Below are 23,353 nucleotides of genomic sequence, written 5' to 3' on the forward strand. Positions count from 1 at the left end.
ACTATTTCCAGGATCCGTATCCTGCGTTCGCGTGGCTCCGCAAGAACGCCCCGGTGCACCAGCTCACCTTCCCGGTCGGCGATCTGCCGATGTGGATCGTCTCGCGTTACGAGGACGTGAAGGAGCTCCTGGGCGACTACCAGCGCTTCAGCAGTGACGCGACCGTCTGGGCGACCGACGACTTCAAGAAGTCGGGCCTGGTCTTCGGTTCCGGCACGGTCATCGAGCGCATCCTCTCCGTGCTCGACCCGCCGGACCACACCCGGGTGCGGAAGCTGGCGATGAGCGCCTTCACGCCGCGGCGCACCGCGCTGTGGGAGGAGCCGACGCGGGAGATCGTGAGCTCCGCCCTCGACCGGCTCGAGGCGATGGAGAAGCCGGACGTCATGGAGTTCGCCAGCACCGTGCCGGCCGAGGTCATCGGCCGTGTGCTGGGCATTCCGCTGGACAAGTTCCGGCAGATCCTGCACGCCATCGAGAAGGCCCTGGTGGTCGACCCGGAGCGGATGACGGAGTCGACGCTCGCCTACCAGGAGATCGTCGACTACGGCCGCGAGATCATCGACGAGAAGCGCCGCAACCCCGGCGAGGACCTGACGTCGGTGTTCATCGCCGCCCGTGACGGCGAGGACCGCCTGAACGAGAACGAGCTCATCGCCATGGTCGCCCTGATGATCATGGTCGGTCTGGACACCACCCGGAACCTGATCGGTTCGGCGATCCTCGCGCTCATGGACCACCCGGACCAGCGCAAGCTGCTCGCCGAGCGGCCCGAGCTGGCCGACTCCGCGGTGGAGGAGTTCCTGCGGTACGACGGGGCGCTGACGGTGGCCCTGATCCGCTTCGCCACCCAGGACGTGGAGTTCGCCGGCGCGACCATCCCCAAGGGCTCCACGGTGATCGCCGCGCTGCAGTCGGCCAACCGTGACCCGGAGGTCTTCGAGAACCCGGACGCGCTGGACATCACGCGCACGGGTCCGCGCCACCTCGGTCTCGGGCACGGCCTGCACAACTGCCTGGGCGCGGCGCTGGCCCGCCTGGAGTCCCGGATCGCGATCCCGGCCTTCTTCGAGCGGTTCCCGAACGCCCGCCTCGCGGTGCCGCGTGACCAGATCACGTACGCCGAGAGCTGGCTGCTGCGGAGCGTGCTGGCGCTCCCGGTCGACCTGCACGGTTCCGGTTCCTGACCGCGCTGAGACTCGGAGGCGACCCGCGATGAAGATGAGGCTCACGATCGACCTGAAGGCCTGCGCCGGCGCGGGCACCTGCGTCGCCATGAACCCGCAGCTGTTCCGTGTGGAGGACGGCAAGGGCGTGGTGCTGCAGGACGTGCTGGAGGGCGAGGAGGCCATCCAGGCCGCCATGGACGTGGCGGAATGCTGCCCGACGGAGGCGCTGCTGCTGACTCCCGAGGCGGCCTGACGACCGCCGGGAGGGGTCTGAGGGGTCCTCTCCCGGCACACCACGAAGCTCCGGCGGGCACCGTGACGGGTGCCTCCCGGAGCTTCGGTGCGTGCGGGCGACGGCCCGGTGGGGCCGTGCCCGTGCGGGTCACGCGTCCCGGGCATCGCGCCTCCCGTGTGCGAGGGCCGGCCGGCCGGTGCGGCGAACCGGTGTCCGCGGTCGTCGCAGGAGCGCGGACACCGGCCCGCCGCCGCCGGACCCGCCGGGCGGCTGCCGACGGGGCCGTACGGCGGGGGTTACGCGGAGGGCTTGCGGAACTGCTCGATCATGGCGGCGTAGCTGTCGCCGCCCCGGCCGGCGGCGATCGCCCGGTCGGTGAGCTCCTTGACGAACTTCGGCAGCTCGGCGCTGGCGCCCGTCACCTCGCTCTCGTGGATCAGGTGCACCATCGTCGCCCAGTGGGTGTCGATGGTGGCGTCGTGCGCGGGGTAGCTGCCCTCGTCGATCTGGCCCGCGTAGGCGGAGACGAAGTTGGTGACCGCGCCGATCCAGTTGTTGGCGAGCGGGGCGAAGGTGGAGGCCTTGACGTTCGCGGTCTCCAGGAGCGCGGCGCCGTGCAGGAAGCTGTTGAGGACACCCCACATGATGCCGAGCAGGGCCACGTCGTACAGCGAGGCCAGGCCGTGGTCCGCGCCGAGGTGGGTGGCGGCGCCGAGGCTCGCGAGGGTGGCCTCGTGGGCGTCGAAGACGTCCTGCGGACCGGCGTACAGCAGGGTGGCGTGCTCGGTGCCGATGACGGGCGGGATCGCCATGATCGCGCCGTCGAGGTAGGAGACGCCGCGCTCGGCCGCCCAGGCGGCGGTCTCGCGGGCGCCCTCGGAGTGACCCGAGGTGAGGTTGACGATGGTCTTGCCGCGCAGGGCGTCGCCCAGCGGGTCGAGCACGGCGTGGAAGACGTCGTAGTCGGTGACGCACACGACGATCAGGGAGGAGGCCGCGATCGCGTCGGCCGCCGAGGGGGCGAGCACGGCGCCGTTCGCGACGAGGGTCTCGGCCTTCTCCGGCGAGCGGTTCCACACCGTGGTGGGGATCTCGGCCTTCAGGAAGGCGCCGGCCAGCGCCTGGCCCATGAGGCCGAGGCCGAGGACCGAGACCGGTGCGGGTGCAGTGGAGTTCATGACGAGGCACACTTTCTCTTTGACGCGCACAGCGTGAATGCACGGCACCGGTGTGCCGTGCATCCATGTGTACGAGGCTAGGGGTGTGCCTCTCACCGACCCCTCACCGGCCGGTAACTCCTGGGCGGGCGGGGCGCGGTGGCCCCTGAGGGCCCTCCGGCCGCGGGGCCGGAGGGCCGTGGGTCAGACGTTCGCGGCGATGTGCTGCGCGGCGCGCTTGCCGGACTCGATCGCTCCGTCGATGTAGCCGCTCCAGCCGTTGGCGATGTCGCCGCTGGCGAAGGCGAGCCGGCCCGAGGGCTGGGTGACCGCCGGGTAGAGGGAGGTCAGCTGGCCCGGCTTGCGGAAGGCCCAGCCGCCGCCGGCGAACTCGTCGCTGCCCCAGCGGTGCGCCTTGATGCTGACGATGTTGAGGTCGGCGCCGAGCTGCTGGATGGCCGAGCGGACCTGGGTGACGTTGTTCGGGTCCAGGTTCGGGTCGGTGCTGAAGGCGATGAACAGGTTGCCCTCGGCGGTCGGCTTGTCCGGGATCACCATGGTGATCGGGGAGCCGCCCTCCTTGCCCTGGGCGTAGAACCGGCCCTGGGGGCTGCGGGCGTTGATCCACAGCTTGGTGCCGGTCTTGACGGCGATGCCCTGGGTGGTGGCGGCCGTCTGCGCGGCGGGAAGCGCCGGGGAGAACTTGATGTTCTTCCAGACGTTGACCGGCACCGCGAGGATGACACCGCGCGCGTGGTAGGTGCGGCCGGTCCGCGTGGTGACGTAGTAGTAGCCGCTGCTGCCCTGCGTGATCTGGGAGACGGGCGCGTTCAGCCGCAGGGTGGGCTGGGCCTCGTTCAGCATGGCGTTGACCAGGGCCGCCGTGCCACCGGCTATGCGGTAGCGCATGGTGTTGTTCCAGCCGGTGTTGTTGTGGCCGGACAGGGCCCACCAGTGGGCGAGCATGGTCAGCGCGCCGGTGGAGCTGGAGCCGCCCGAATACACCGCGGTCTGACCGTTGACCAGCAGCTCCTCCTCCGGCGTGAGGGCCATCTGGTTGAGCCGGTCGCGCAGGGACAGCTTGTCCTTGGCGGTGATCAGGTCCGAGCGGTAGAGGGGCTCGAAGGGGCGCTCGAAGTACTGCGTGGAGCCCTCGAAGATCCGCTCGTAGGTGAGGCCGAGCTGGCCGAAGCCCTGGGCGGGGGTGAACTCCTGCGGGCCGGTCGGGGTCGGCAGGAAGGTGCGCTCCGGCGCGGCGTCCTCGACGAGGCCGATGCCGTAACGATTCAGCTCGGCACCGACGTGCGGCTGGGAGGCCGGGTCGACCCAGGTGCCGCCCATCTCGACGGGGTGGCCGGCGAAGGTGTCGGTCCAGGTGCGGCCGCCGACGCGGCCGCGGGCCTCGAGGAGCATGACGCGCAGACCCTGCCGGGCCAGGTCACGCGCGGCGGTGATGCCCGCGTAGCCGGCGCCGACGATGATCGCGTCGTAGGTGACGGTCTCTTCCTGGCCGTCGGCGGCGTGGACCAGGGCACCGGAGGCCGCGACCGACAGGGCGGAGGCCGCGGTGATCGCGGCACCGGCCCGCAGGATGCTGCGGCGGGAGGGGCGACGGACCTGCGGCTCCGTGGCGTCCGTGGCCGTTCTGATCTTGTCGGAGTTCACCGTTGTCTTTCCGTCTCTGCCGTAGGGAAGTGGCTCTGCGCGTGGGGGTGGGACCCGGGGCGCGGTGGGGTCGCGGCGCGGGCCCGGACGTGTGGGGGGTGAGGCGCGGGGTGCGCGAAACACCCGTGGTGCGTTTGGTGTGCGTCATGCGGGTGATACGTGGCCGCGTGAGGCACGGCGCCTGGTGCGGCGCCCGGTGCGTGACGCGTGGGCCGGCGGGCGGTGCGCCGGGTGGGGCGGGACGCGGGTCGTGGGTGCGCGTCCGTGGTGCGCGGGGGTGGTGCCGGCGGGCCGTACGCGAGCGTGTGCGACGGACGCGTACGGCGCGGGCACGGGTGACCGGAGGCGCCGCGGGCTCGGCGGCGCCGGTGTTCCGGGCTTCGGTGGCCGCGGCCGGTCGGGCCGGCGGCCGGGTTCGGTGGGGCCGGAGCCGCCGCCGGCGCGCTCCCCGGGGCGCGGAGGCCTCCGGGGTGCGCGGGCCCGGCGGTGGCGCGGCCCGGGTCGGTCTAGAGGTAGTCGGTGTTCGGGTCGAGGCCGACCAGGACGCGGCCGTGGGCCTCCAGGCTGCCGACGGGGGTCATCAGGCCGTGCAGGTACAGGCCCTCGATGTCCCGCTTGATGCGCTGGAAGGGCGCGGTGCGGGCGATGATCGAGGCGCCGCTGATGTCGTGGAGCTCCTGGACGGCCTCCTTGGCGAGCTGCACCGCGTAGCCGAACTGGCCGCGCATGGTGGCCTTCTGCTCGACGGTCAGCTGCTCGCCGGCGTCGGCGCCGCTCTGCATCAGGCGGAGCCAGCCCGCCGCGAGGCCCTCGGCCGCGGTGATCTTGTTCGCCGCCACGGCGACCTTGATCTGGGTGTAGGGGTGCTCGCGCTGCTCGGCCCAGTGGGTGTAGGCGATGCCCTTTCCGGGCAGCCGCTCGAGGAAGACCTCGAGGGCGGCGCGGGCGAGGCCGATGTAGACGGGGACGGAGAGCGCCATCACGTAGGCGGTCAGGCCGTAGTTGCGGCCGTTCGCGCCGGTGTTGGAGCGGTCGCCGACCAGGCCCTCGATGACCTCGATGCCGTCGACGACGCGGTGCGCCGGGACGAAGAGGTCCTTGACCGAGGTGGTCGAGCTGCCGGTGCCGGCGGCGGCGGTGACGTCCCAGTCGTCGGCGACGGAGACCTCGGAGGCGGGGACGATGGCGAAGACCTCGGCGTCCTCCTGGCCGGGCCGCTTGAGCATGGCCGCGTAGATGTTCCAGTCGGCGCCCTTGATGCCCGTGTTGAAGCGCCAGGTGCCGTTGAGGAGGTAACCGCCCTCGGTCTCCACCGCCGTGCCGGTCGGGGTGAAGCCGCCGGAGATGCGGACGGAGCCGTCGGCGAAGATCTCCTCCTGCGCCTTGTCCGGGTACTGGGTGGCGATCCAGCCGCTGGAGACCCACGCGCACGTGACCCAGCCGGTGGAGCCGCAGCCGCGGCCGATCTCGGCGACGATGGCGGCCTGCTCGGCCACCGGCAGGTCCAGCCCGCCGAACCGCTTCGGCACCGCGATGCGGAAGACGCCCGCCTTCTCCAGCAGCTCGATGTTCTCGTCCGGGATCCAGCCTCGGGTCTCGGCTTCGAGACCGTTCTCGCGCAGGCGGGGAACGAACTCCCTCACCGCCTGCAGCACGGACTCGGCTTCGTTCACGGGCGCGGCCATCGTGACTCCTCATATCTCGGCTGGAAACAACCGGATCGAGCATGCACGGGCCGAGTTCACGCGGAGTAACGCCCGGGTAATCCCGCTCCCTCGGGCCGGCCGGTTGTCGGGGAGTCGTGAAGGAGTTTCCCTGACTTTCCCGGGCGTTCGGGGCAGAACGATGTGATGGTCACTCACAAGGCCCCCATAACAAACCGGGTGTGTGGTTTCATTTGGCTGATGGCCCCGCCGTGCGGCTCCACGCACGCTCGGGCTTCCCTCGGCGTGCCATGACCGGAAACGGACGCCACGGTTTCGCAGGGAGTTGACCGACATGTACGCGAGCTCGACCACCGGCCCGACGTTCCACGAGACGCTGGCGGCGGTGCCGCTCGACCTGTTCGCCTCGCTGCCGCGCAGCGACCAGCGGCTCAAGGCCGAGGAGTACGTCGCGGGGCTGCTGGCCGCGGACGGGCGCAAGACCCTGCGCAACGTGGCCGGCCAGTTCGGCGGCCAGGCGGCCCGCAAGCAGAGCGTCCACCACTTCATCAGCGAGTCCTCCTGGGAGTGGGAGCCCGTCCGCCGCGGCCTCGCCCGGCACGCCCACGAACTGCTGAACCCGCTGGCCTGGGTGGTCCGCCCGACCGTCGTGCCGAAGGCGGGCGAGCACTCGGTCGGCGTCGCGGAGTACTACGTCCCGGAGCTCGGACGGTCCGTCACGGGCCAGCAGTCCTTCGGTGCCTGGCTGGCCTCGCCGGCCGCGGGCGTGCCCGTGAACTGGCAACTCGTGCTGCCGTCCGACTGGGTCGAGGACCCCTCCCGCCGCAGACGGGCCCACATACCCGCGACCAGCCGGGCGCTGAGCCCGGAGGAGAACGCCGGCGACGTCGCCCTGCGGGCGGCCCGTTCACTGCCCGGCGCCGTCCGCCCCGTGGTGCTCGACACCCCGGGGCTCGACCCGTTGCGAATGGGGCGGCGCTTCGGCCGGTCCGGGGTACCGCTGATCCAGCGGGTGGACGGGCAGATCCGGTTGCGCGTCGACCCGCTGGCCCTGCCGGGCCACGGCGGCCTGCCGCTGCCCGCCGCCCGGCTCCTCACCTCCCTGCGGCGCCTCTGGCGGCCCCACCTGCGCCCGGCCGCCGGGCGGCGGCTGTCGATGGCCGTCCCCGTCGTGCTGCCCGGGGCTCCCGACGGCGGCCGGGGCACCGGCGGGCAGCGGCTGCTGGTGGCGGAGTGGCCCGAGGGGGAGCTGCCGGCCGCCCGCCTGTGGCTGGCCGACTGCGGGGTGCGGCCCGCGGACGTCCTGCGGCTGACCGCGCTGGCCGAGGTGGTGGACCGGGACGACGCCCTGGCCGCCGAGCGGGTCGGGCTGCGGGACTTCGCCGGCCGGTCCTTCCAGGGCTGGCACCGGCACATCACGCTCGCCTCGGTGGCCCATCTGGCCTGCGTCCGGGCGGCACACGAGTCGGCGGCGGCGCGGCGCACGGCGACGCGGCCCCTGCTGCTGCGGGCTGGCTGAGCCCGCGGTGACGACCACCGGCCCGTCCGGCCTCCCGGACGCCCCCGGCAGGCCGGGCCCCCCGCCGGCCCCCTCCGGCATGGCGGACCCGTCCGTTCCGACCGGCCCCCTCGCCCCCTCGGGACCGCCCGTTCCCCCCCGTTCGCCGGTTCCGTCCGGCCGCCCCCCGCCCGGCCCGCCGTAGCCTTCCGTCCGCCCGAGGTCCCCGGAGTCGTTGATTCCTGGGACATTCAGGCCTTCAAAACAGACCGCCTACCCCGTTTTTACCTCGCGTGCGGGCGCTCCAACGCCCCGAAGGAGAGTTGTGTCATGCGGTTCAACCTCATGGGACCGTTCCAGATCATCGCCGACGACGGCCAGGTCCTTCCGGCGGGAACGCCCAAGGTCTCGCAGATCCTCGCCCTGCTGCTCACGCACGCCAACGACCTCGTGACGCCCGACACCTTCATCCAGGAGCTGTGGCAGCACAGCCCGCCGCGCTCCGCGCTCAACACCGTGCAGACCTACGTCCACCACGCACGTCGGCTGCTGACCGGTGACGCCCGCCCCGACTCCGAGCACTCGCCGCTGACCACGCGGTTCGGCGGTTACACGATGAACGTCGAGGACTCGGCCATCGACATCAAGGTCTTCGAGCGGCTGGTCACGCAGGGCAAGGACGAACTGCGGGAAGGCCGGTACGAGGCGGCGGCCGACTCCCTCGCGCTCGGCCTCGCGCTGTGGCGGGGCCCGGTGCTCTCCAACGTGCCCACCGGGGACGTGCTGGCCGGCCGGGTCGTCCACCTGGAGGAACTGCGCATCCGCGCCCTGGAACTGCGGATCGAGGCCATGCGGCGGCTCGGGCGGCTGCGCGAGCTCGTCCCCGAGCTGCGCACCCTGGTGCACGACTACCCGCTCAACGAGTGGTTCCACGGCCAGCTGATCGCCGCCCTGCACCAGGCGGGGCGGCGCGCCGAGGCCCTGGACGCGTACCGGAAAGTCCGTCAGATCCTGCGGGAGGAGCTGGGCCTGGAGCCGTCGCCGGACATCCAGTGGCTGCACCAGCGGGTGCTCAGCCCGTCCCGGCTGCCGGCGGGGCCGGGGGCGCACGGCGGCGCGGTGGTGGTGCCCCTGTGGGAGTCGGCTCGCACAGGGTGAGCACCGGCGGGGCGGGCCCGGGTCAGTGGGTGAGTCCGACGACGTCGGACTCGGCCAGCTCGGCCCGCCAGGCCGGCATGTCGTCGTAGAGGTGGGCGGCGCGGGCCGCCGAGATCTCCAGGCGGGGGAGGACGGTGGCGGTGGCGATGGCGGGCAGGAGGAGCTGGAGGAGCGAGGCGATCTCGCCGGGGAGGTCGTAGCTTTCGGGAAGACCCTCGGTCACGACCCGGACGCCGGTCCAGGTGCACACGAGCGTGCGGGCGATCTCGGCCTCGTCGACGTGCTGGAGGACCTCCCCCCGGGTCTTGCCGTCCTTCAGGATGCCGGTGAGCAGCTCGATCCAGTCCGGCCACGCGGTGCCGAACTGGCGGCGGGACTGGAGGTCGATCGCCATGCGGAGGGCCGCGCTGAGCATCGGCTCTCGCGGCAGCCGGTAGGCGAGCAGCAGGAGGATGTCGATCAGCTCCTGCAGCTTGAGCGCCTGCGGCCGGACGCCGTCGGTGGTGACGGCGGCGGCGAGGACCCCGCGCGCCAGGTCCCCCTTGGAGGGGAAGTGGAAGTACAGGGCCCCCTTCGTCACGTCGGCCCGCTCCAGGATTTCCGCAATGGTCGTCGACTCGTAACCGCGCTCCTCGAAGATCGCCGCAGCGGCCTCCAGGATGACCCTGCGGGTACGGATCGCGCGTTCCTGCTGCGCCACAGCCACCTACCCCTCGTACTTGTGTGCTGAACTATTCCTTGAAAAGGACCGGTTAGCCGGTATCTTATCTCGCGTCGGAACCCGGCACTTCATTCCAGGCCTGACCCAAGGGGGGGATCATGCCCAAAGCCATGCTGTCCGATCGCCGACGGCACACACACGTCGTCCATCGGATCGCGGCACCCGTCCGGAACGTTCCCAAGGAGTTCGTCCATCTGCACCGGGAGGACTCCGTCCTGCTCACGAAGTGGTCCGCGCTCGGCGGGGACCGCTATGCCGTGACCGCACGCTGGCCCGAGGGGGGGGTCTTCGGCGACTCGGTGCCGATGCTGCTCACGCAGACGATCCGGCAGAGCTCGCTGCTCATCGGTCACGCGGAACTGGGGGTTCCGTTGGCCCACCAGACACTGATGGAGTGGATGGATTTCACGGTATCGGGTGATTTTTACGAGCCCGAAAACAAACCGGACAACCTGTTCATTCTCTTGACGTTCAAGCCGAACAACCCGCGCTCGTTACGCGTGGAGTTGTCGATCCTCTCCGAGGGCCGGCTGGTGGCGGAGTCGCTGCTCGACTTCAGCTGGATCGCACCAGGAGCCTACCGCCGGCTGCGCGGTGAGCACGCGGACGTCCCCTGGGGCGCGGCGGCCGTGCCCGCGCCGCTTCCCGCGCACGTCGTCGGCTGCGCCCGCGACAGCGAGGTGGTGCTGTCCCCGAGCGGACAGGTCAACCGCTGGGAGCTGCGCATGGACGTCTCGAACGCGGCGCTGTACGACCACAAGGTGGACCACGTGCCGGGCCTCGCCCTGATCGAGGCGGCCTACCAGGCCGCGCACGCGGTCACCGGTCCGGGCCACACCCCGATCCGGGTGATGAGCACCTTCGACCGGTACGTCGAGTTCGACGCGCCGTGCTGGATCGACGCGGTCGTCGTGCCCTCGCCGGACGAGAACGTCGTCCGTGTCGAGATCACCGGCGTGCAGAACGAGGAGCGGACCTTCTCCGTCACCATGGACTGCCCGCGATAGCTCGGCGGTCCCGTGCGAGGGGGCGGTGCCGGTCGGCCGACCGGCACCGCCCCCTTCTCTCACCGGTTGACGTAGCCGCCGTCCACCGGCAGTACCGCCCCGGTGACGTAGGACGACCGGTCGCTGAGCAACCAGGCGGCGGCCTCGGCGATCTCTTCCGGAGCGGCCGTGCGGCCCTGGGGGGTGACCTCGTGGATGGCGTCCTCCAGGCCCGGGTTGCGCGCGTACCAGTCGACGGTGATCTCGCTGCGGGTCGAACCCGGCGCCACCGCGTTCACCCGGATGCCCTGCCGCGCGTACTCGTCGGCCGCCGCGCGGGTGAAGCCGACCACCGCGTGCTTGGAGGCGACGTACGGGGCGGCGGTCGGGATGGCCACCAGGCCGCCGACGCTGCTGTTGTTGACGACGGCGCCGCCGCCGGTCGCCAGCATCGCGCCGATCTCGGCGCGCAGGCAGTTCCACAGCCCCCGGACGTTGGTGTCCATGATGGAGTCGTAGACCTCGTCCCCCATCTCGTGGAGGGGGGTCTGGTCCCCGCCGATGCCGGCGTTGTTGAACGCGCCGTCGAGGCGGCCGAAACGTTCCGTCGCGTGGGCGACCGCGCGGCGGGCGTCCTCGGCGCGGGTCACGTCGCAGACCACTGCCGAGGCCTTGAAGCCCTTGTCGTTCAGCTCGGCCGCGAGGCCGGCGATCCTCTCCTCCCGGCGCGCGGCCAGCACCACCGACGCGCCCTCCCGTGCGAACACGTACGCGGCGGCGGCGCCGATGCCGCTGCTCGCGCCCGTGATCAGGACGACCTTGTTCTCCAGCAACCCACCCGTATCCGGCATGGCGCCGATGCTGCCACCGGACGGGTGGTGGACCGACGGGTTCCGCCCAGGAAGGTAAAGGGTGTGTCAAGTCGAAGGTCCGGGCCGGGGCACGCCGTCGGGCCCCGGCCCGGACCTCCGGGTCAGACGCGCGCCGGCTCGCGGCTCGGCGCGGGCGGGAAGTGGCCCACCTCCACGAAGAACTCCACGTATCGGGCGAAGAGTTCGGCGGTCAGCGGCGGGCACTCCACCCCGGTCCCCGCGAGGGCCGCGAGGGTCTCGGAGGTGTCGATCGGCGGGTAGAAGCCGTCGGTGTCGGAGGTCATCATCTCGAAGGCGTGCAGCAGCGGCCGGAGCGCGTTGTCCGCGTCGCCGCCCACCTTCTCGCTCCAGGTCTCCCAGTCCAGCTCGTCCAGCTCGTACCCCTGCTCCCGCAGGTACGCGACGCACTGCGCGAGGCTGAGCGAGCTCTGGTTGAACAGGTGGAAGGTGCGGCCGACGGTCTCCGGCTGCCGGGACAGCGTGGTGATGGCACCGCTGACGTAGTCGACGGGCAGCAGGTGGAACCGGCCGCCGGTGATGGCCGGCACCGCCGCGGACTGCAGGATGCCCTTGAGGCTCAGCCAGACGAAGTCACGGGTCTGGCAGGCCCCGCTGCGGGTGTCACCGGAGATGACGTCGACCCGGTAGACGGAGACGGGCAGCCCCCGGTCGCGGGCGATCCCGATGATCTGCTCGGCGACCCACTTGCTCTGCAGGTAGCCGCTGGGCAGCGCCTCGGCGGGCCCGGTCGGGTCCGTCACCTTGAGCGGCACGCCCTCCTCCCGTACCCCGTCGAAGACGCCGACGGTCGAGATGTAGTGCACCGGGACCGTGCGGTGGCGGGCCGCCAGGCGCAGCACCTCCTCGGTGCCGCGGACGTTGGCGTCGCGCAGCGAGGTGTACGGGTGCAGCCAGTGGACCCGGGCGCCGTTGTGGTAGACGGCGTCCACCGTGCGGGCCAGCTCGTCGAACCGCTCCTCGGTGAGACCGAGCCGCTCGTCGGCGAGGTCGCCGAGCACCAGGGAGAGCCGGCTCTCGTCGACCTCGTCCCAGAGCCGGTAGAACTCCATGTTGGCCCGCAGCCGGGCCAGCGCCTCGCCCCGGTCGGCGCCGCGCACCAGGCAGTGGATCGTCGCCGTGGTCGAGCGCATCAGGTCACGCAGCAGGAAGGCGCCGAGGAAGCCGGTGGCGCCGGTCAGCAGGATCTCGCCCGGGTCGGCGGCCGAGCGGACGACCTCGGCCGCGGGCCGTACGTCCTCGCCGAGCCGGATCTCGGCGGCGAAGTCGACGGCGGGGGCCGCCGGGGCGCCCTCCTCGCCCGAGCCGCCGGCGAGCTGTCCGGAGACGAACGCGGCCAGGGCGGCGGGGGTCGGGTGGTCGAAGACGAGCGTCGCCGGCAGCTTGGTGCCGGCCAGGGCGCTCAGCCGGTTGCGGAGCTCGACCGAGGTCAGCGAGTCGAAACCGAGCTTGGTGAGCGGTTGTGCCGGCTGGATGCCGGAGGTGTCGGCGTGGCCGAGGACGGCCGCGATCCGGTCGACCACCGCGTCCAGGACGGCCTGTTCGCGCTCGGGCCCGTCGAGGCCCGCGACCAGGTCGGCCAGCGAACCGTCGGCGGCCGCGCCCTCCTCCGCCGCCGTCCGGCGGGCGGGCAGCGGAGCGAGCCCGGTGAGGACGGTGGGGATGCGGCCGGGCTGCTCGCGCAGGACCGCGATGTCCAGCGGGGTGGCGACGACCGCCGGGCGGCCGAGCGCGAGCGCCCGGTCGAGGAGCGCGGGGCCGTGCTCCTGCGGGACGGGCAGGAAGCCGCTGCGGGCGATGCGGCCGAGGTCGGTCTCGCTGAGGTGGCCGCTCATGCCGCCGGACTGCTCCCACAGGCCCCAGGCCACGGAGGTGGCGGGCAGGCCGTGGGCGTGCCGGTGCTGGGCGAGGGCGTCCAGGAAGAGGTTGGCGGCGGCGTAGTTGGACTGGCCGGGGCCGCCGACGACGGCGGCGATGGAGGAGAAGAGGACGAAGGCGGTGACCTCCGGCCGGCCCTGGGTGAGCCGGTGCAGGTTCCAGGCCGCGTCGGCCTTGGGCCGCAGCACGGCGTGCAGCCGCTCGGGGGTGAGAGCGGCGATCAGCCCGTCGTCGAGGACGCCGGCGGCGTGGACGACGCCGGTGAGCGGCCGGTCGGCGGGGATCGTGTCGAGGAGGGCGGCGAGCGCGTTGTGGTCGGCCGTGTCGCAGGCGGCGAGGGTGACCTGGGCGCCGAGCGCGGTGAGTTCGGCGGACAGCTCCCGGGCGCCGGCGGCGTCCGGGCCGCGGCGGCTGGTGAGGAGCAGGTGGCGCACCCCGTGCACGGTGACCAGGTGGCGGGCGAAGAGGGCGCCGAGGCTGCCGGTGCCGCCCGTGATGAGGACGGTGCCCTCCGGGTCCCACACCGGGCCGGTGCCGGTGACGGGGGCGGCCGCGCGGGCGAGGCGGGGGGCGTGGGCCTGACCGGCGCGGAGCGCGGTCTGCGGTTCGCCGGAGGCGGCCAGGGCGGCGATCCGGGCCGCCGCGGACTCCTCGGCCGGGTCCTCGTCGGTGTCGACCAGGGCGATGCGGCCGGCGTGCTCGGACTGGGCGGAGCGGAGCAGGCCCCAGACGGCCGCGCCCGCCAGGTCGGTGACGTCCTCCCCGTCGGTGGTGGCGACCGCGCCGGAGGTGACGACGGCGAGCCGGGTCTGCTCCAGGCGCTCGTCGGCGAGCCACTCCCGGACGAGCGCGAGGGTCTTCTCGGTGGTGGCGTGCACCGAGCCGGGGAGCGAGGCGGCCGGCTCGGCGTGGGTGCGGAGCAGGACGAGCGGGACGGACCGGCCGGCGGCGAGGGCCTCGGCCACCTCGGCGGGGCCGGCGAAGTCGCCGCCGTCGCCGAGGACCGCCGGCCGGTCGGTGCCGGCGGGCGGGACGGCGAGGGGGGTCCAGTCGACGTGGAACAGCGCGTCGTCCAGGCGGTCGGCGACGGTGGCGAGGGTGGCGCCGTCGACGCCGCGTACCTCCACGGCCTCGACCAGGGCGACGGGCTGCCCGGCCGGGTCGGCGAGTTCGACGCGGGAGGCGCCGGCGTCCCCGGGGGTGATGCGGACGCGCAGGGCGGTGGCGCCGGTCGCGAGGAGCCGGACGCCGCGCCAGGTGCCGGCGAGCGGGTGGGCGCCGGCGGCGGGCAGCAGGGGGCGGACGGCGGCGTCGAGGAGGGCGGGGTGCAGCGTGTAGCCGTCCGGGTCGCCCGCCTGCTCGGGAAGGGCGGCCTCGGCGAAGAGTTCCCCGTCGCGGCGCCAGGCCGCGGTGAGGCCGAGGAGGGCGGGGCCGTGGCTGAGCCCGGCCTCGGCGAGGCGGGCGTACAGCTCCTCGGGGGCGATCTCCTCGGCGCCGGTGGGCGGCCACGCGACCGGCTCGAAGGCGGTGCCGAGGGCGGCGGCGCTCAGCGTGCCGTGGGCGTGCGCGGTCCACGGCGCGTCGGGGTCGTCGGGGCGTCCGTGGACGGTGACCGGGCGGCGGCCGGTGGCATCGGCGGGGCCGACGCCGACCTGGAGCTGGTGGGTGCGGCCCTGGGCGAGGACGAACGGGGCGTCCAGGGTGAGGGTGTCGAGGACGGTGGCACCGAACTCGTCGCCGGCGCGGATCGCGAGCTCGACGAGCGCGGCGGGCGGCAGCACCACGGAACCGTGGGCGGTGTGGTCGGCGAGCCACGGGTGGGTGCGCGTCGAGAGGGTGCTGGTGAAGACGGCCTGGTCGGCGCCGGCGAGGGCGACGGCGGCGCCGAGCAGCGGGTGTCCGGTCGACCGCATGCCGAGGCCGGCGGCGCCGGCGGTGGCGGCGGCCGGCTCGACCCAGTACCGCTGGTGCTGGAAGGCGTACGTGGGCAGGGCCACGCGGCGGGCGCCGGTGCCGGCGAAGAAGCCCGCCCAGTCGACGGTGACGCCGTGCTGGTGGAGCCGGCCGAGCGCGGTGACGGCCGTGTGGGCCTCGGGCCGGTCGCGGCGCAGCAGGGCGACCGTGGTGGGGACCAGGTCGGCGGCGAGGGCGGAGAGGACGCCGTCGGGGCCGAGTTCGAGGGTGGCGGTGACGCCCTGGGCGGCGAGGGTGGCGACGGCGTCGGCGAAGCGGACGGTGCCGCGGACCTGGTCGGCCCAGTACTCCGGGGTGCGCAGATCGTTCCCGCCGGCGACCTTGCCGGTGAGGGTGGAGACCACGGCGATGCGCGGGGCCTGGTAGGTCAGGCCGGCGGCCGCCTTGCGGAAGTCCTCCAGCATCGGGTCCATGAGGGGCGAGTGGAAGGCGTGGCTGACCGTCAGACGCCGGGTCTTACGGCCCTGCTCCGCCAGCTTCCCGGCCACCTCCAGAACCGCCGCCTCCTCACCGGAGACGACCAGCGACTGAGGACCGTTGACCGCGGCGATCGCGATGCCGTCCTTCAGGAAGGGAAGGACATCCGCCTCGGTGGCCTGGACGGCGACCATCGCGCCGCCCTTCGGCAGCGCCTGCATCAGACCCGCACGCGCCACCACCAGCCGTACCGCGTCCTGAAGCGAGAACACCCCCGCCACATGCGCGGCGGCGATCTCACCGATCGAATGCCCGGCCACGAAGTCCGGCCGCACACCCCACGACTCGACCAAACGGAACAACGCGACCTCGACCGCGAACAGCGCAGGCTGCGTCCACCCCGTCTCGTCCAGACCCTCACCCGAGGCGATCACCTCACGGACCGAACCGCCCAGACCCGCGTCCAGCAGACCAGCCACCTCGTCGAACGCAGCCGCGAACGCCGGAAACGACGCGTACAACTCCCGCGCCATCCCGGCGCGCTGAGCACCCTGACCGGTGAAGAGGAAGCCGAGACGGCCGCCCGTCTTCTCACCGCGCACCAGGTTCGGGGAGGTGCCGCCCTCCGCGAGGGCCTGGAGGCCGGCAAGGAGCTCCTCACGGTCGTGACCGGTGACGACGGCCCGGTGGTCGAGGGCCGCGCGGCCGGTCGCCAGGGAGTGACCGACGTCCAGCGGGGAGAGGGCCGGGTCGGCGGTGAGGTGGTCGTGGAGGCGGCGGGCCTGGGCGCGCAGCGCGTCCGCCGTCCGGCCCGACACCGTCCAGGGCACGACGGGCAGGCCCACCGGCCGCTCGGGGGCGGGCGCCGGCTCCTCCGCCGGCGGCTGCTCGATGATCACGTGGGCGTTGGTGCCGCTGACGCCGAAGGCGGAGACGGCCGCGCGGCGGGCGCGCTCGGTGGCGGGCCACTCCCGGGCCTCGGTGAGGAGTTCGACGGATCCGGAGTCCCAGTCCGCCATGGGCGTGGGCCGCTCGACGTGGAGGGTGCGGGGCAGGACGCCGTGCTCCATGGCCTGGATCATCTTGATGACGCCGCCGACACCGGCGGCGGCGACGGTGTGCCCGATGTTCGACTTGAGCGAGCCGAGGTAGAGCGGCCGGTCCTCGGGGCGGCCCTGGCCGTAGGTGGCGAGGATGGCCTGCGCCTCGATGGGGTCGCCGAGGCGGGTGCCGGTGCCGTGCGCCTCGACCGCGTCGACGTCGGCGGTGGTCAGGCCGGCGTCGGCGAGGGCCTGGCGGATGACCCGCTCCTGGGAGGGGCCGTTGGGGGCGGTCAGGCCGTTGGAGGCGCCGTCCTGGTTGACGGCCGAGCCGCGGATCACCGCGAGGACACGGTGGCCGTTGCGGCGCGCGTCGGACAGCTTCTCGACCACGAGCATGCCGACGCCCTCGGACCAGGAGGTGCCGTCGGCGTCGGCGGAGAAGGACTTGATACGGCCGTCGGGGGCGAGGCCGCTCTGCCGGGAGAAGTCGACGAACCCGCCGGGGGTCGCGGTCACGGTGACGCCGCCGGCCAGCGCGAGGTCGGACTCGCCGGAGCGCAGCGACTGGATCGCCAGGTGCAGGGCGACCAGCGAGGAGGAGCAGGCGGTGTCGACGGAGACGGCCGGGCCCTCCAGGCCGAGGCTGTAGGCGACGCGGCCGGAGGCGACGCTGCTGAGCTTGCTGGTGAGCAGGTAGCCCTCGAACTCCTCGGGGCCCTCCAGGCCCAGGTAGCTCTGCTCGATGATGCCCGCGAAGACGCCCGTACGGCTGCCGCGCAGCGTGTCGGGGTCGATGCCGGCCTGCTCGAAGGCCTCCCAGGAGGTCTCCAGGAGGAGGCGCTGCTGCGGGTCCATGGCGAGGGCCTCGCGCGGCGAGATGCCGAAGAAGCCGGCGTCGAAGAGTCCCGCCTCGTGGAGGAAGCCGGCCTGGCGGGTGTAGGAGGTGCCGGGGCGGGCCGGGTCGGGGTCGTAGAGGCGCTCCAGGTCCCAGCCGCGGTCGGTGGGGAAGTCGGTGATGGCGTCGGTGCCCTCGGCGACGAGCCGCCACAGGTCGTCGGGCGAGGCGACGCCGCCGGGGAAGCGGCAGGCCATGCCGACGACGGCGATGGGCTCGGCGGTCTCGGCCGCCTCCAGTTCGGCGATCCTGCGGTTCGCCTTCTGCAGGTCGACGGTGACCCGCTTCAGGTACTCGACCAGCTTCTCTTCGTTCGACGGGTTGGACATCGGGTTCGTGCTCTCCTCGGGCGAAGGCGGAAGGCGCAGGCGGAAAGGCGGGAAGCCGGAGCTGGGGCTGGGGGCCGGGCCCGGGGGCCGGTCCGGCGGGGAGGGCCGCCGGACCGGCTCCGGGTGCGGGGCGTCGGAGGGGACGCCCTACGGGGTGGTGCGGCCCAGTTCGTTGTCGATGAAGCTGAGGAGCTCGTCGACCGAGGCCGACTCGATGGCCTCGGACGCGTCGGGCTCGTCGGCCCCGGGCGCCGCGGCCGTGCCCTCGGGTCCCTCGATGCGGGACAGCAGGGCCCGGAGGCGGGCGGACACGGCGGACCGGTCCTCCTCGTCCCCGGAGACCGTGGCCAGCTTCCGTTCCATCTCGTCCAGTTCGGCCATCAGGGCCTCGCGGGCGTCGGGCGCCTCGGGAACGAGACGCTCCCGCAGGTACGCGACGAGGGCCGCCGGGGTCGGGTGGTCGAAGACGAGGGTGGCCGGGAGCTTGATGCCGGTGGCGGTGCCGATCCGGTTGCGCAGGTCGACCGCCGTGAGGGAGTCGAAGCCCAGGTCCTGGAAGGCCCGGTCCGGCGCGATGCCGTCGGCGTCGGCGCGGCCCAGGACGGCGGCCACGTCGGTCCGTACGAGGGTGAGCAGCAGCTGCTCCTGCTCGACCTCGCTCAGTTCGGCCAGGCGGGCGGTCAGTTCCTCCGCGCGGTCGGCGGTGCCGCCGGCGGGGCCGGACCGGGCGACGCGGCGGCCCGGGACGGCGACGAGGTCGCCGAGCAGGGCGGGGATCCGGTCCTTGGCCCGTACGGCGGAGACGCCGACCGGGGTGGCGACGAGCGCGGCCCGGCCGTCGGCGGTGGACCGGTCGAAGAGGGAGAGGCCCTCGACGCGGGCGATCGGCCGGAAGCCGTCGCGGGCGAAGCGGTTGAGGTCGCTCTCGGACAGGTGGGCGTTGATGCCGCCGAGCTGCCACAGGCCCCAGGCGATGGAGGTGGCGGGCAGTCCGTGGGCGCGGCGGTGGGCGGCGAGGCCGTCCAGGAAGGCGTTGGCCGCCGCGTAGTTGGCCTGGCCGGGGCCGCCGAGGACGCCGACCGTGGAGGAGAAGAGGACGAAGGCCTCGAGCTCCATGTCGCGGGTGAGCTCGTGGAGGTGCCAGGCCGCGTCCGCCTTGGGCCGCAGGACCGCGTCGAGCCGGTCCTCGGTGAGGGCGGGGACGAGGCCGTTGTCGAGGACGCCCGCGGTGTGGACGACGGCGGTCAGCGGGTGTTCGGCCGGGATGGCCGCGATGACCTCGGCGAGCGCGTCCCGGTCGCCGGCGTCGCAGGCGGCGACGGTGACGTGGGCGCCGATGCCGCGCAGGTCGTCCAGGAGCGGCTGGAGGTTCTCGGTGCGGTCTCCGGTACGGGAGAGCAGCACGAGCCGGGAGGCGCCGTGCTCGGCGACGAGGTAGCGGGCGAACTCGGCGCCGAGGGTGCCGGTGCCGCCGGTGACGAGGACGGTGCCGCCGGACTTCCAGGAGGGGGCCCGGCCGGCCGGGGTGTCGGTGGCGGGGACCCGGTGCAGACGGGGCAGGAGCACCGTGCCGGCGCGCAGCGCGGCCTGGGGTTCCCCGGCGGCGACGAGCGCGGCGAGCGTGTCGCGCACCTGGCCGCCGTCCGCCGCCTGCGCCGCGAGGGAGGCGGCGGTGTCCGCGTCGGTGTCGACGAGGACGACGCGGTCCGGGGCCTCGGACTGGGCGGAGCGGATCAGGCCCCAGACGGCCGCGCCCGCCAGGTCGGTGACGTCCTCCCCCTCGCGGGTGGCGACCGCGCCGGAGGTGGCCACGACCAGCCGTGTTCCGGCGAGCCGCTCGTCGGCGAGCCACTCCTGGACCAGGGCGAGGGCCCGGTGGGCGGCGGCGCGGGTGGCTGCGGCCCGGTCGGCGGTGCCGGGGGCGGTGGGGCCCCAGGGCAGCAGGACGGTGTCGATGCGCTCGCCGGCGGCGAGGGCGGCGGCCACGGATGCCGGGTCCGGGTGGTGGTCCGGGCCGAGGACGGCCCAGGCGAGCGGCTCGGCGGGGGCGGGCAGCGGGGCCGCGGCCGGGTTCCAGTCGAGGTGGAACAGCGATTCGCGGCCGGTGCTGTCGCCGCCGACGGCGGCCCGGAACTGCTCGTTGGGGATGTCGCGGAAGACGATCGACTCGACCGAGACGACCAGGTCGCCGGCGGCGTCGGCGAGCTGGAGGGAGAAGGAGTCGTCGTCGATCTCCGTCACGCGCGCCTTGACGGCGGTGGCGCCGGTGGCGTGCAGCCGGACGCCGTACCAGTCGGCGGGGACGGGCACGGTGCCGCCGGCCGGGTCGACCGGGCGGGTGGGCAGGGCCGCCTGGAGCAGGACGGGGTGGAGCCCATACCGGCCCGCGTCGGCCTGGAGGCCCTCGGGGAGCTGGATCTCGGTGGTGCGGCCGGGGGCGTTCTCGTCCCAGGTGAGGGAGGCGGCGACCTCGGGCTCCTCGGTGAGGTACCAGCCCTCGGCGTGCATGGTCCACGGCGCGTCGAAGTCGTCGGGCCGCGAGTACAGGCACAGGCAGTGGCGTCCGCTGTCGTCCGGGGTGCCGGCCCTGACCTGGAGCTGGATGTTGCCCTCCTCGGGGAGGACCAGCGGCACCTGGAGGTTGAGCTCGTCGAGCGCCGGGTGGCCGATCAGGTCACCGGCGTGGATGGCGAGTTCGACCAGCGCGGAGGCGGGCAGGACGGGCGAGCCGAGGACGACGTGGTCGGCGAGCCAGGGGTGGCTCGTCAGGGAGAGGCGGCTGGTGAAGAGGATCTGGTTGAAGCCCGCCACGGTGATGGGCGCCCCGAGGACCGGGTGTCCGGTGGTGGGGGCGCCGTTGCCGAAGGTCTCGGGAACGGGGCGGGACTCCAGCCAGTACCGCTGCCGCTGGAAGGCGTACGTCGGCAGGGGCACCTGCCGGGCGCCGGTGCCGGCGTAGAGGGCCTGCCAGTCGACGGGGACACCGCGCGTGAAGAGGGTGCCGACGGCGGTGAGCAGGGTGCTCACCTCGTCGCGGCCCCGGCGCAGGGCGGGGACGGCGCCTTCGGCGAGGGCGGAGAGGATGCCGTCGGGGCCGATCTCCAGGTGCGCCGTGACGCCTTCGGCGGTCAGGGACTCCACGGCGTCGGCGAAGCGGACGGTGCCGCGGACCTGGTCGGCCCAGTACTCCGGGGTGCGCAGGTCGTCGCCGGTGGCGAGCTTTCCGGTGAGGGTGGAGACGACCGCCAGGCGCGGGGCCTGGTAGGTGAGGCCGGCGGCCGCCTTGCGGAAGTCCTCCAGCATCGGGTCCATGAGGGGCGAGTGGAAGGCGTGGCTGACCGTCAGACGCCGGGTCTTGCGGCCCTGCTCCGCCAGCTTCCCGGCCACGGCGAGCACCGCCGCCTCCTCGCCGGAGACGACCAGGGACTGGGGACCGTTGATCGCGGCGATCGCCACCCCGTCGGTGAGCAGCGGCGTGACCTCGGCCTCGGTGGCCTGGACGGCGACCATCGCGCCGCCCTTCGGCAGCGCCTGCATCAGACCGGCGCGGGCGACGACGAGGCGTACCGCGTCCTGAAGCGAGAACACCCCCGCCACGTGCGCGGCGGCGATCTCACCGATCGAGTGCCCGGCCACGAAGTCCGGCCGCACACCCCACGACTCGACCAGCCGGAAGAGGGCGACCTCGACCGCGAACAGCGCCGGCTGCGTCCAGCCGGTCTCGTCCAGACCCTCACCCGAGGCGATCACCTCACGGACCGAACCGCCCAGACCCGCGTCCAGCAGACCGGCCACCTCGTCGAAGGCGGAGGCGAAGACGGGGAACGTGGCGTACAGCTCCTGGGCCATGCCGGCGCGCTGGGCGCCCTGGCCGGTGAAGAGGAAGCCGAGACGGCCACCGGTCTTCTCACCGCGCACCAGGCCCGGAGCCGTACCGCCCTCCGCGAGGGCGCGCACCCCCGCGAGGAGTTCGCCCCGGTCGCGGCCGGTGATCACCGCGCGGTGGTCGAGCACGGCCCGGCCGGTGGCCAGGGAGTGGCCGACGTCCAGCGGGGAGACGCCGAGGTCGGCCGTCAGGCGGGCGTACAGGCGGCGGGCCTGGTCGCGCAGCGCGTCCGCCGTCTTGCCGGAGACGGTCCACGGGACGACCGGGAGCAGCGTCGGGTCCGTCGCCGCCGCCTCCCCCGTCTCCTCCGCGGTCTCGGCGGCCGGCGGCTCCTCGATGATCACGTGGGCGTTGGTGCCGCCGAAGCCGAAGGAGGAGACGGCCGCGCGGCGCGGCGCTCCGGTCTCCGGCCACGGGCGGGCCTCGTGGAGCAGGGAGATGGCGCCCGCGTCCCAGTCGACGTGGGTGGTCGGCTGATCGGCGTGGAGAGTGCGGGGCAGGATGCCGTGGTCCATGGCCTGGATCATCTTGATGATGCCGCCGACCCCGGCCGCGGCCTGCGCGTGGGCGATGTTCGACTTGAGCGAGCCGAGGTAGAGCGGCCGGTCCTCGGGGCGGTCCTGGCCGTAGGTGGCGAGCAGGGCCTGCGCCTCGATCGGGTCGCCGAGCCGCGTCCCCGTGCCGTGCGCCTCGACGGCGTCCACGTCGGACGGGGCGAGGCCGGCGCTGGCGAGCGCCTGCCGGATGACCCGCTCCTGCGCCGGACCGTTCGGGGCGGTCAGGCCGTTGGACGCGCCGTCCTGGTTGACGGCCGAGCCCCGGATGACCGCGAGGACCTGGTGGCCGTTGCGGCGCGCGTCGGACAGCTTCTCGACGAGGAGCAGGCCCACGCCCTCGGCCCAGCCGGTGCCGTCGGCGCCCGCCGAGAAGGACTTGCTGCGGCCGTCGGCGGCCAGGCCGCGCAGCCGGGAGAACTCCACGAAGGCGACCGGCGTCGACATCACGGTGACGCCGCCGGCCAGGGCGAGGTCGCACTCGCCGCGCCGCAGGGCGTTCGCCGCCAGGTGCAGGGCGACGAGCGAGGAGGAGCAGGCGGTGTCGACGGTGACGGCCGGGCCTTCCAGGCCGTACGTGTAGGCGACGCGGCCCGACGCGATGGAACCGGCGCTGCCGCTGAAGAGGTAGCCCTCGAAGCCCTCCGGGGGGAGGTGCGGGCGCGAGCCGTAGTCGTTGTACATGACGCCGGCGAAGACGCCGGTGCGGGTGCCCTTGAGCGACACCGGGTCGATGCCGGCCCGCTCGAAGGTCTCCCAGGCGGTCTCCAGGAGGAGCCGCTGCTGCGGGTCGGCGGCGAGGGCCTCGCGCGGCGACATGCCGAACAGCTCGGGGTCGAAGAGGTCGGCGTCGTACAGGAAGCCGCCCTCACGGGAGTAGGAGGTGCCGACCTTCTCCGGGTCGGGGTCGTAGAGGCGCTCCAGGTCCCAGCCCCGGTCGGTGGGGAAGTCGGAGACGGCGTCGACGCCGTCGGCGACCAGCTCCCACAGGTCCTCGGGAGAGGAGACGCCTCCCGGGTAGCGGCAGGCCATGGAGACGATGGCGATCGGCTCCTGCTCCTTGTCCTCGACCTCGCGGAGACGCTTGCGGGCGTCTCGTGCGTCGGCGATGGCCCTCTTGAGGTATTCGCGGAGTTGTACCTCGTCAGCCACGTGAATTCAGCTCCCCGGTGATGGTGGGTCCGATGGCCGGCTGCGCGCCGCCGCCGGAAGCGGCGGCGGCGCGCACCGTGCG

11 protein-coding genes and 1 pseudogene are annotated in these 23,353 nt (G+C 73.7%); 5 read left to right on the plus strand and 7 right to left on the minus strand.

Going from position 1 to position 23,353, the window contains the following annotated elements; genetic code table 11:
• The first annotated feature begins 53 nt into the window (after positions 1 to 53).
• Both ACFY60_RS28530 and ACFY60_RS28535 read left to right on the plus strand, forming a co-directional pair.
• Positions 54 to 1,187 carry a cytochrome P450 gene (locus tag ACFY60_RS28530; protein WP_352061808.1) on the plus strand — a complete coding sequence of 378 codons (1,134 nt, stop codon included), beginning with the start codon at positions 54 to 56 and terminating at the stop codon, positions 1,185 to 1,187.
• 28 nt (positions 1,188 to 1,215) lie between these two features.
• The gene (locus ACFY60_RS28535; protein WP_309049581.1) at positions 1,216 to 1,422 is read left to right on the plus strand and encodes a ferredoxin; all 207 of its coding nucleotides are present in this window, start codon (positions 1,216 to 1,218) and stop codon (positions 1,420 to 1,422) included.
• Positions 1,423 to 1,700: 278 nt separating this feature from the next.
• Here the strand turns inward: ACFY60_RS28535 and ACFY60_RS28540 are convergent, their stop codons facing one another.
• The 3 genes from ACFY60_RS28540 to ACFY60_RS28550 all read right to left on the minus strand — a co-directional run bounded on the left by ACFY60_RS28540 (position 1,701) and on the right by ACFY60_RS28550 (position 5,911).
• Entirely contained in the window at positions 1,701 to 2,582 is an 882-nt protein-coding gene (locus ACFY60_RS28540; protein ID WP_309049582.1) for an NAD(P)-binding domain-containing protein, read from the minus strand.
• A gap of 183 nt (positions 2,583 to 2,765) precedes the next feature.
• Positions 2,766 to 4,226 carry a flavin monoamine oxidase family protein gene (locus ACFY60_RS28545; RefSeq protein WP_388616876.1) on the minus strand — a complete coding sequence of 487 codons (1,461 nt, stop codon included), beginning with the start codon at positions 4,224 to 4,226 and terminating at the stop codon, positions 2,766 to 2,768.
• A gap of 506 nt (positions 4,227 to 4,732) precedes the next feature.
• Positions 4,733 to 5,911: an acyl-CoA dehydrogenase family protein gene (locus ACFY60_RS28550; protein WP_309049584.1), complete on the minus strand. Its 1,179-nt coding sequence runs from the start codon at positions 5,909 to 5,911 to the stop codon at positions 4,733 to 4,735.
• 313 nt (positions 5,912 to 6,224) lie between these two features.
• Here ACFY60_RS28550 and ACFY60_RS28555 point away from each other — a divergent pair, with 313 nt between their 5' ends.
• Together ACFY60_RS28555 and ACFY60_RS28560 are read left to right on the plus strand one after the other, a co-directional pair.
• Positions 6,225 to 7,409, plus strand: a complete 1,185-nt coding sequence (locus ACFY60_RS28555; protein ID WP_388616880.1) for an IS701 family transposase — start codon at positions 6,225 to 6,227, stop codon at positions 7,407 to 7,409.
• A 309-nt stretch (positions 7,410 to 7,718) separates the two neighbouring features.
• Positions 7,719 to 8,546 (plus strand): BTAD domain-containing putative transcriptional regulator, encoded by an 828-nt coding sequence (locus ACFY60_RS28560; RefSeq protein WP_388616883.1) that lies wholly within the window; start codon positions 7,719 to 7,721, stop codon positions 8,544 to 8,546.
• Between the two features lie 22 nt (positions 8,547 to 8,568).
• On the opposite strand, the gene ACFY60_RS28565 is transcribed toward ACFY60_RS28560, so the two are convergent.
• On the minus strand, positions 8,569 to 9,252 hold the full coding sequence (locus tag ACFY60_RS28565) for a ScbR family autoregulator-binding transcription factor (protein WP_388616886.1): 684 nt from the start codon (positions 9,250 to 9,252) through the stop codon (positions 8,569 to 8,571).
• 113 nt (positions 9,253 to 9,365) lie between these two features.
• Between ACFY60_RS28565 and ACFY60_RS28570 the strand changes: the two genes are divergently transcribed.
• The gene (locus ACFY60_RS28570) at positions 9,366 to 10,274 is read left to right on the plus strand and encodes a ScbA/BarX family gamma-butyrolactone biosynthesis protein (protein ID WP_388616890.1); all 909 of its coding nucleotides are present in this window, start codon (positions 9,366 to 9,368) and stop codon (positions 10,272 to 10,274) included.
• 59 nt (positions 10,275 to 10,333) lie between these two features.
• On the opposite strand, the gene ACFY60_RS28575 is transcribed toward ACFY60_RS28570, so the two are convergent.
• The 3 genes and pseudogenes from ACFY60_RS28575 to ACFY60_RS28585 all read right to left on the minus strand — a co-directional run.
• Positions 10,334 to 11,104 carry an SDR family NAD(P)-dependent oxidoreductase gene (locus tag ACFY60_RS28575; RefSeq protein WP_388616897.1) on the minus strand — a complete coding sequence of 257 codons (771 nt, stop codon included), beginning with the start codon at positions 11,102 to 11,104 and terminating at the stop codon, positions 10,334 to 10,336.
• A gap of 122 nt (positions 11,105 to 11,226) precedes the next feature.
• A complete protein-coding gene (locus ACFY60_RS28580) occupies positions 11,227 to 17,679 on the minus strand; it encodes a type I polyketide synthase (protein WP_388616899.1) in 6,453 nt (2,150 codons plus the stop codon).
• Positions 17,680 to 17,826: 147 nt separating this feature from the next.
• Positions 17,827 to 23,253 (minus strand): annotated as a pseudogene (locus ACFY60_RS28585) (SDR family NAD(P)-dependent oxidoreductase); the annotation flags it as partial.
• Positions 23,254 to 23,353: the final 100 nt, after the last annotated feature.

Origin of the sequence: Streptomyces sp. NPDC012827 (assembly GCF_042900905.1) — a bacterium.
Taxonomy (GTDB): domain Bacteria; phylum Actinomycetota; class Actinomycetes; order Streptomycetales; family Streptomycetaceae; genus Streptomyces; species Streptomyces gulbargensis.

Bases quoted from the DNA above. Each gene is read 5' to 3' on its own strand.
- ACFY60_RS28535 (WP_309049581.1), top strand. From the start codon at position 1,216: ATGAAGATGAGGCTCACGATCGACCTGAAGGCCTGCGCCGGCGCGGGC.
- ACFY60_RS28540 (WP_309049582.1), bottom strand. From the start codon at position 2,582: ATGAACTCCACTGCACCCGCACCGGTCTCGGTCCTCGGCCTCGGCCTC.
- ACFY60_RS28550 (WP_309049584.1), bottom strand. From the start codon at position 5,911: ATGGCCGCGCCCGTGAACGAAGCCGAGTCCGTGCTGCAGGCGGTGAGG.
- ACFY60_RS28555 (WP_388616880.1), top strand. From the start codon at position 6,225: ATGTACGCGAGCTCGACCACCGGCCCGACGTTCCACGAGACGCTGGCG.
- ACFY60_RS28560 (WP_388616883.1), top strand. From the start codon at position 7,719: ATGCGGTTCAACCTCATGGGACCGTTCCAGATCATCGCCGACGACGGC.
- ACFY60_RS28570 (WP_388616890.1), top strand. From the start codon at position 9,366: ATGCCCAAAGCCATGCTGTCCGATCGCCGACGGCACACACACGTCGTC.
- ACFY60_RS28575 (WP_388616897.1), bottom strand. From the start codon at position 11,104: ATGCCGGATACGGGTGGGTTGCTGGAGAACAAGGTCGTCCTGATCACG.
- ACFY60_RS28580 (WP_388616899.1), bottom strand. From the start codon at position 17,679: ATGTCCAACCCGTCGAACGAAGAGAAGCTGGTCGAGTACCTGAAGCGG.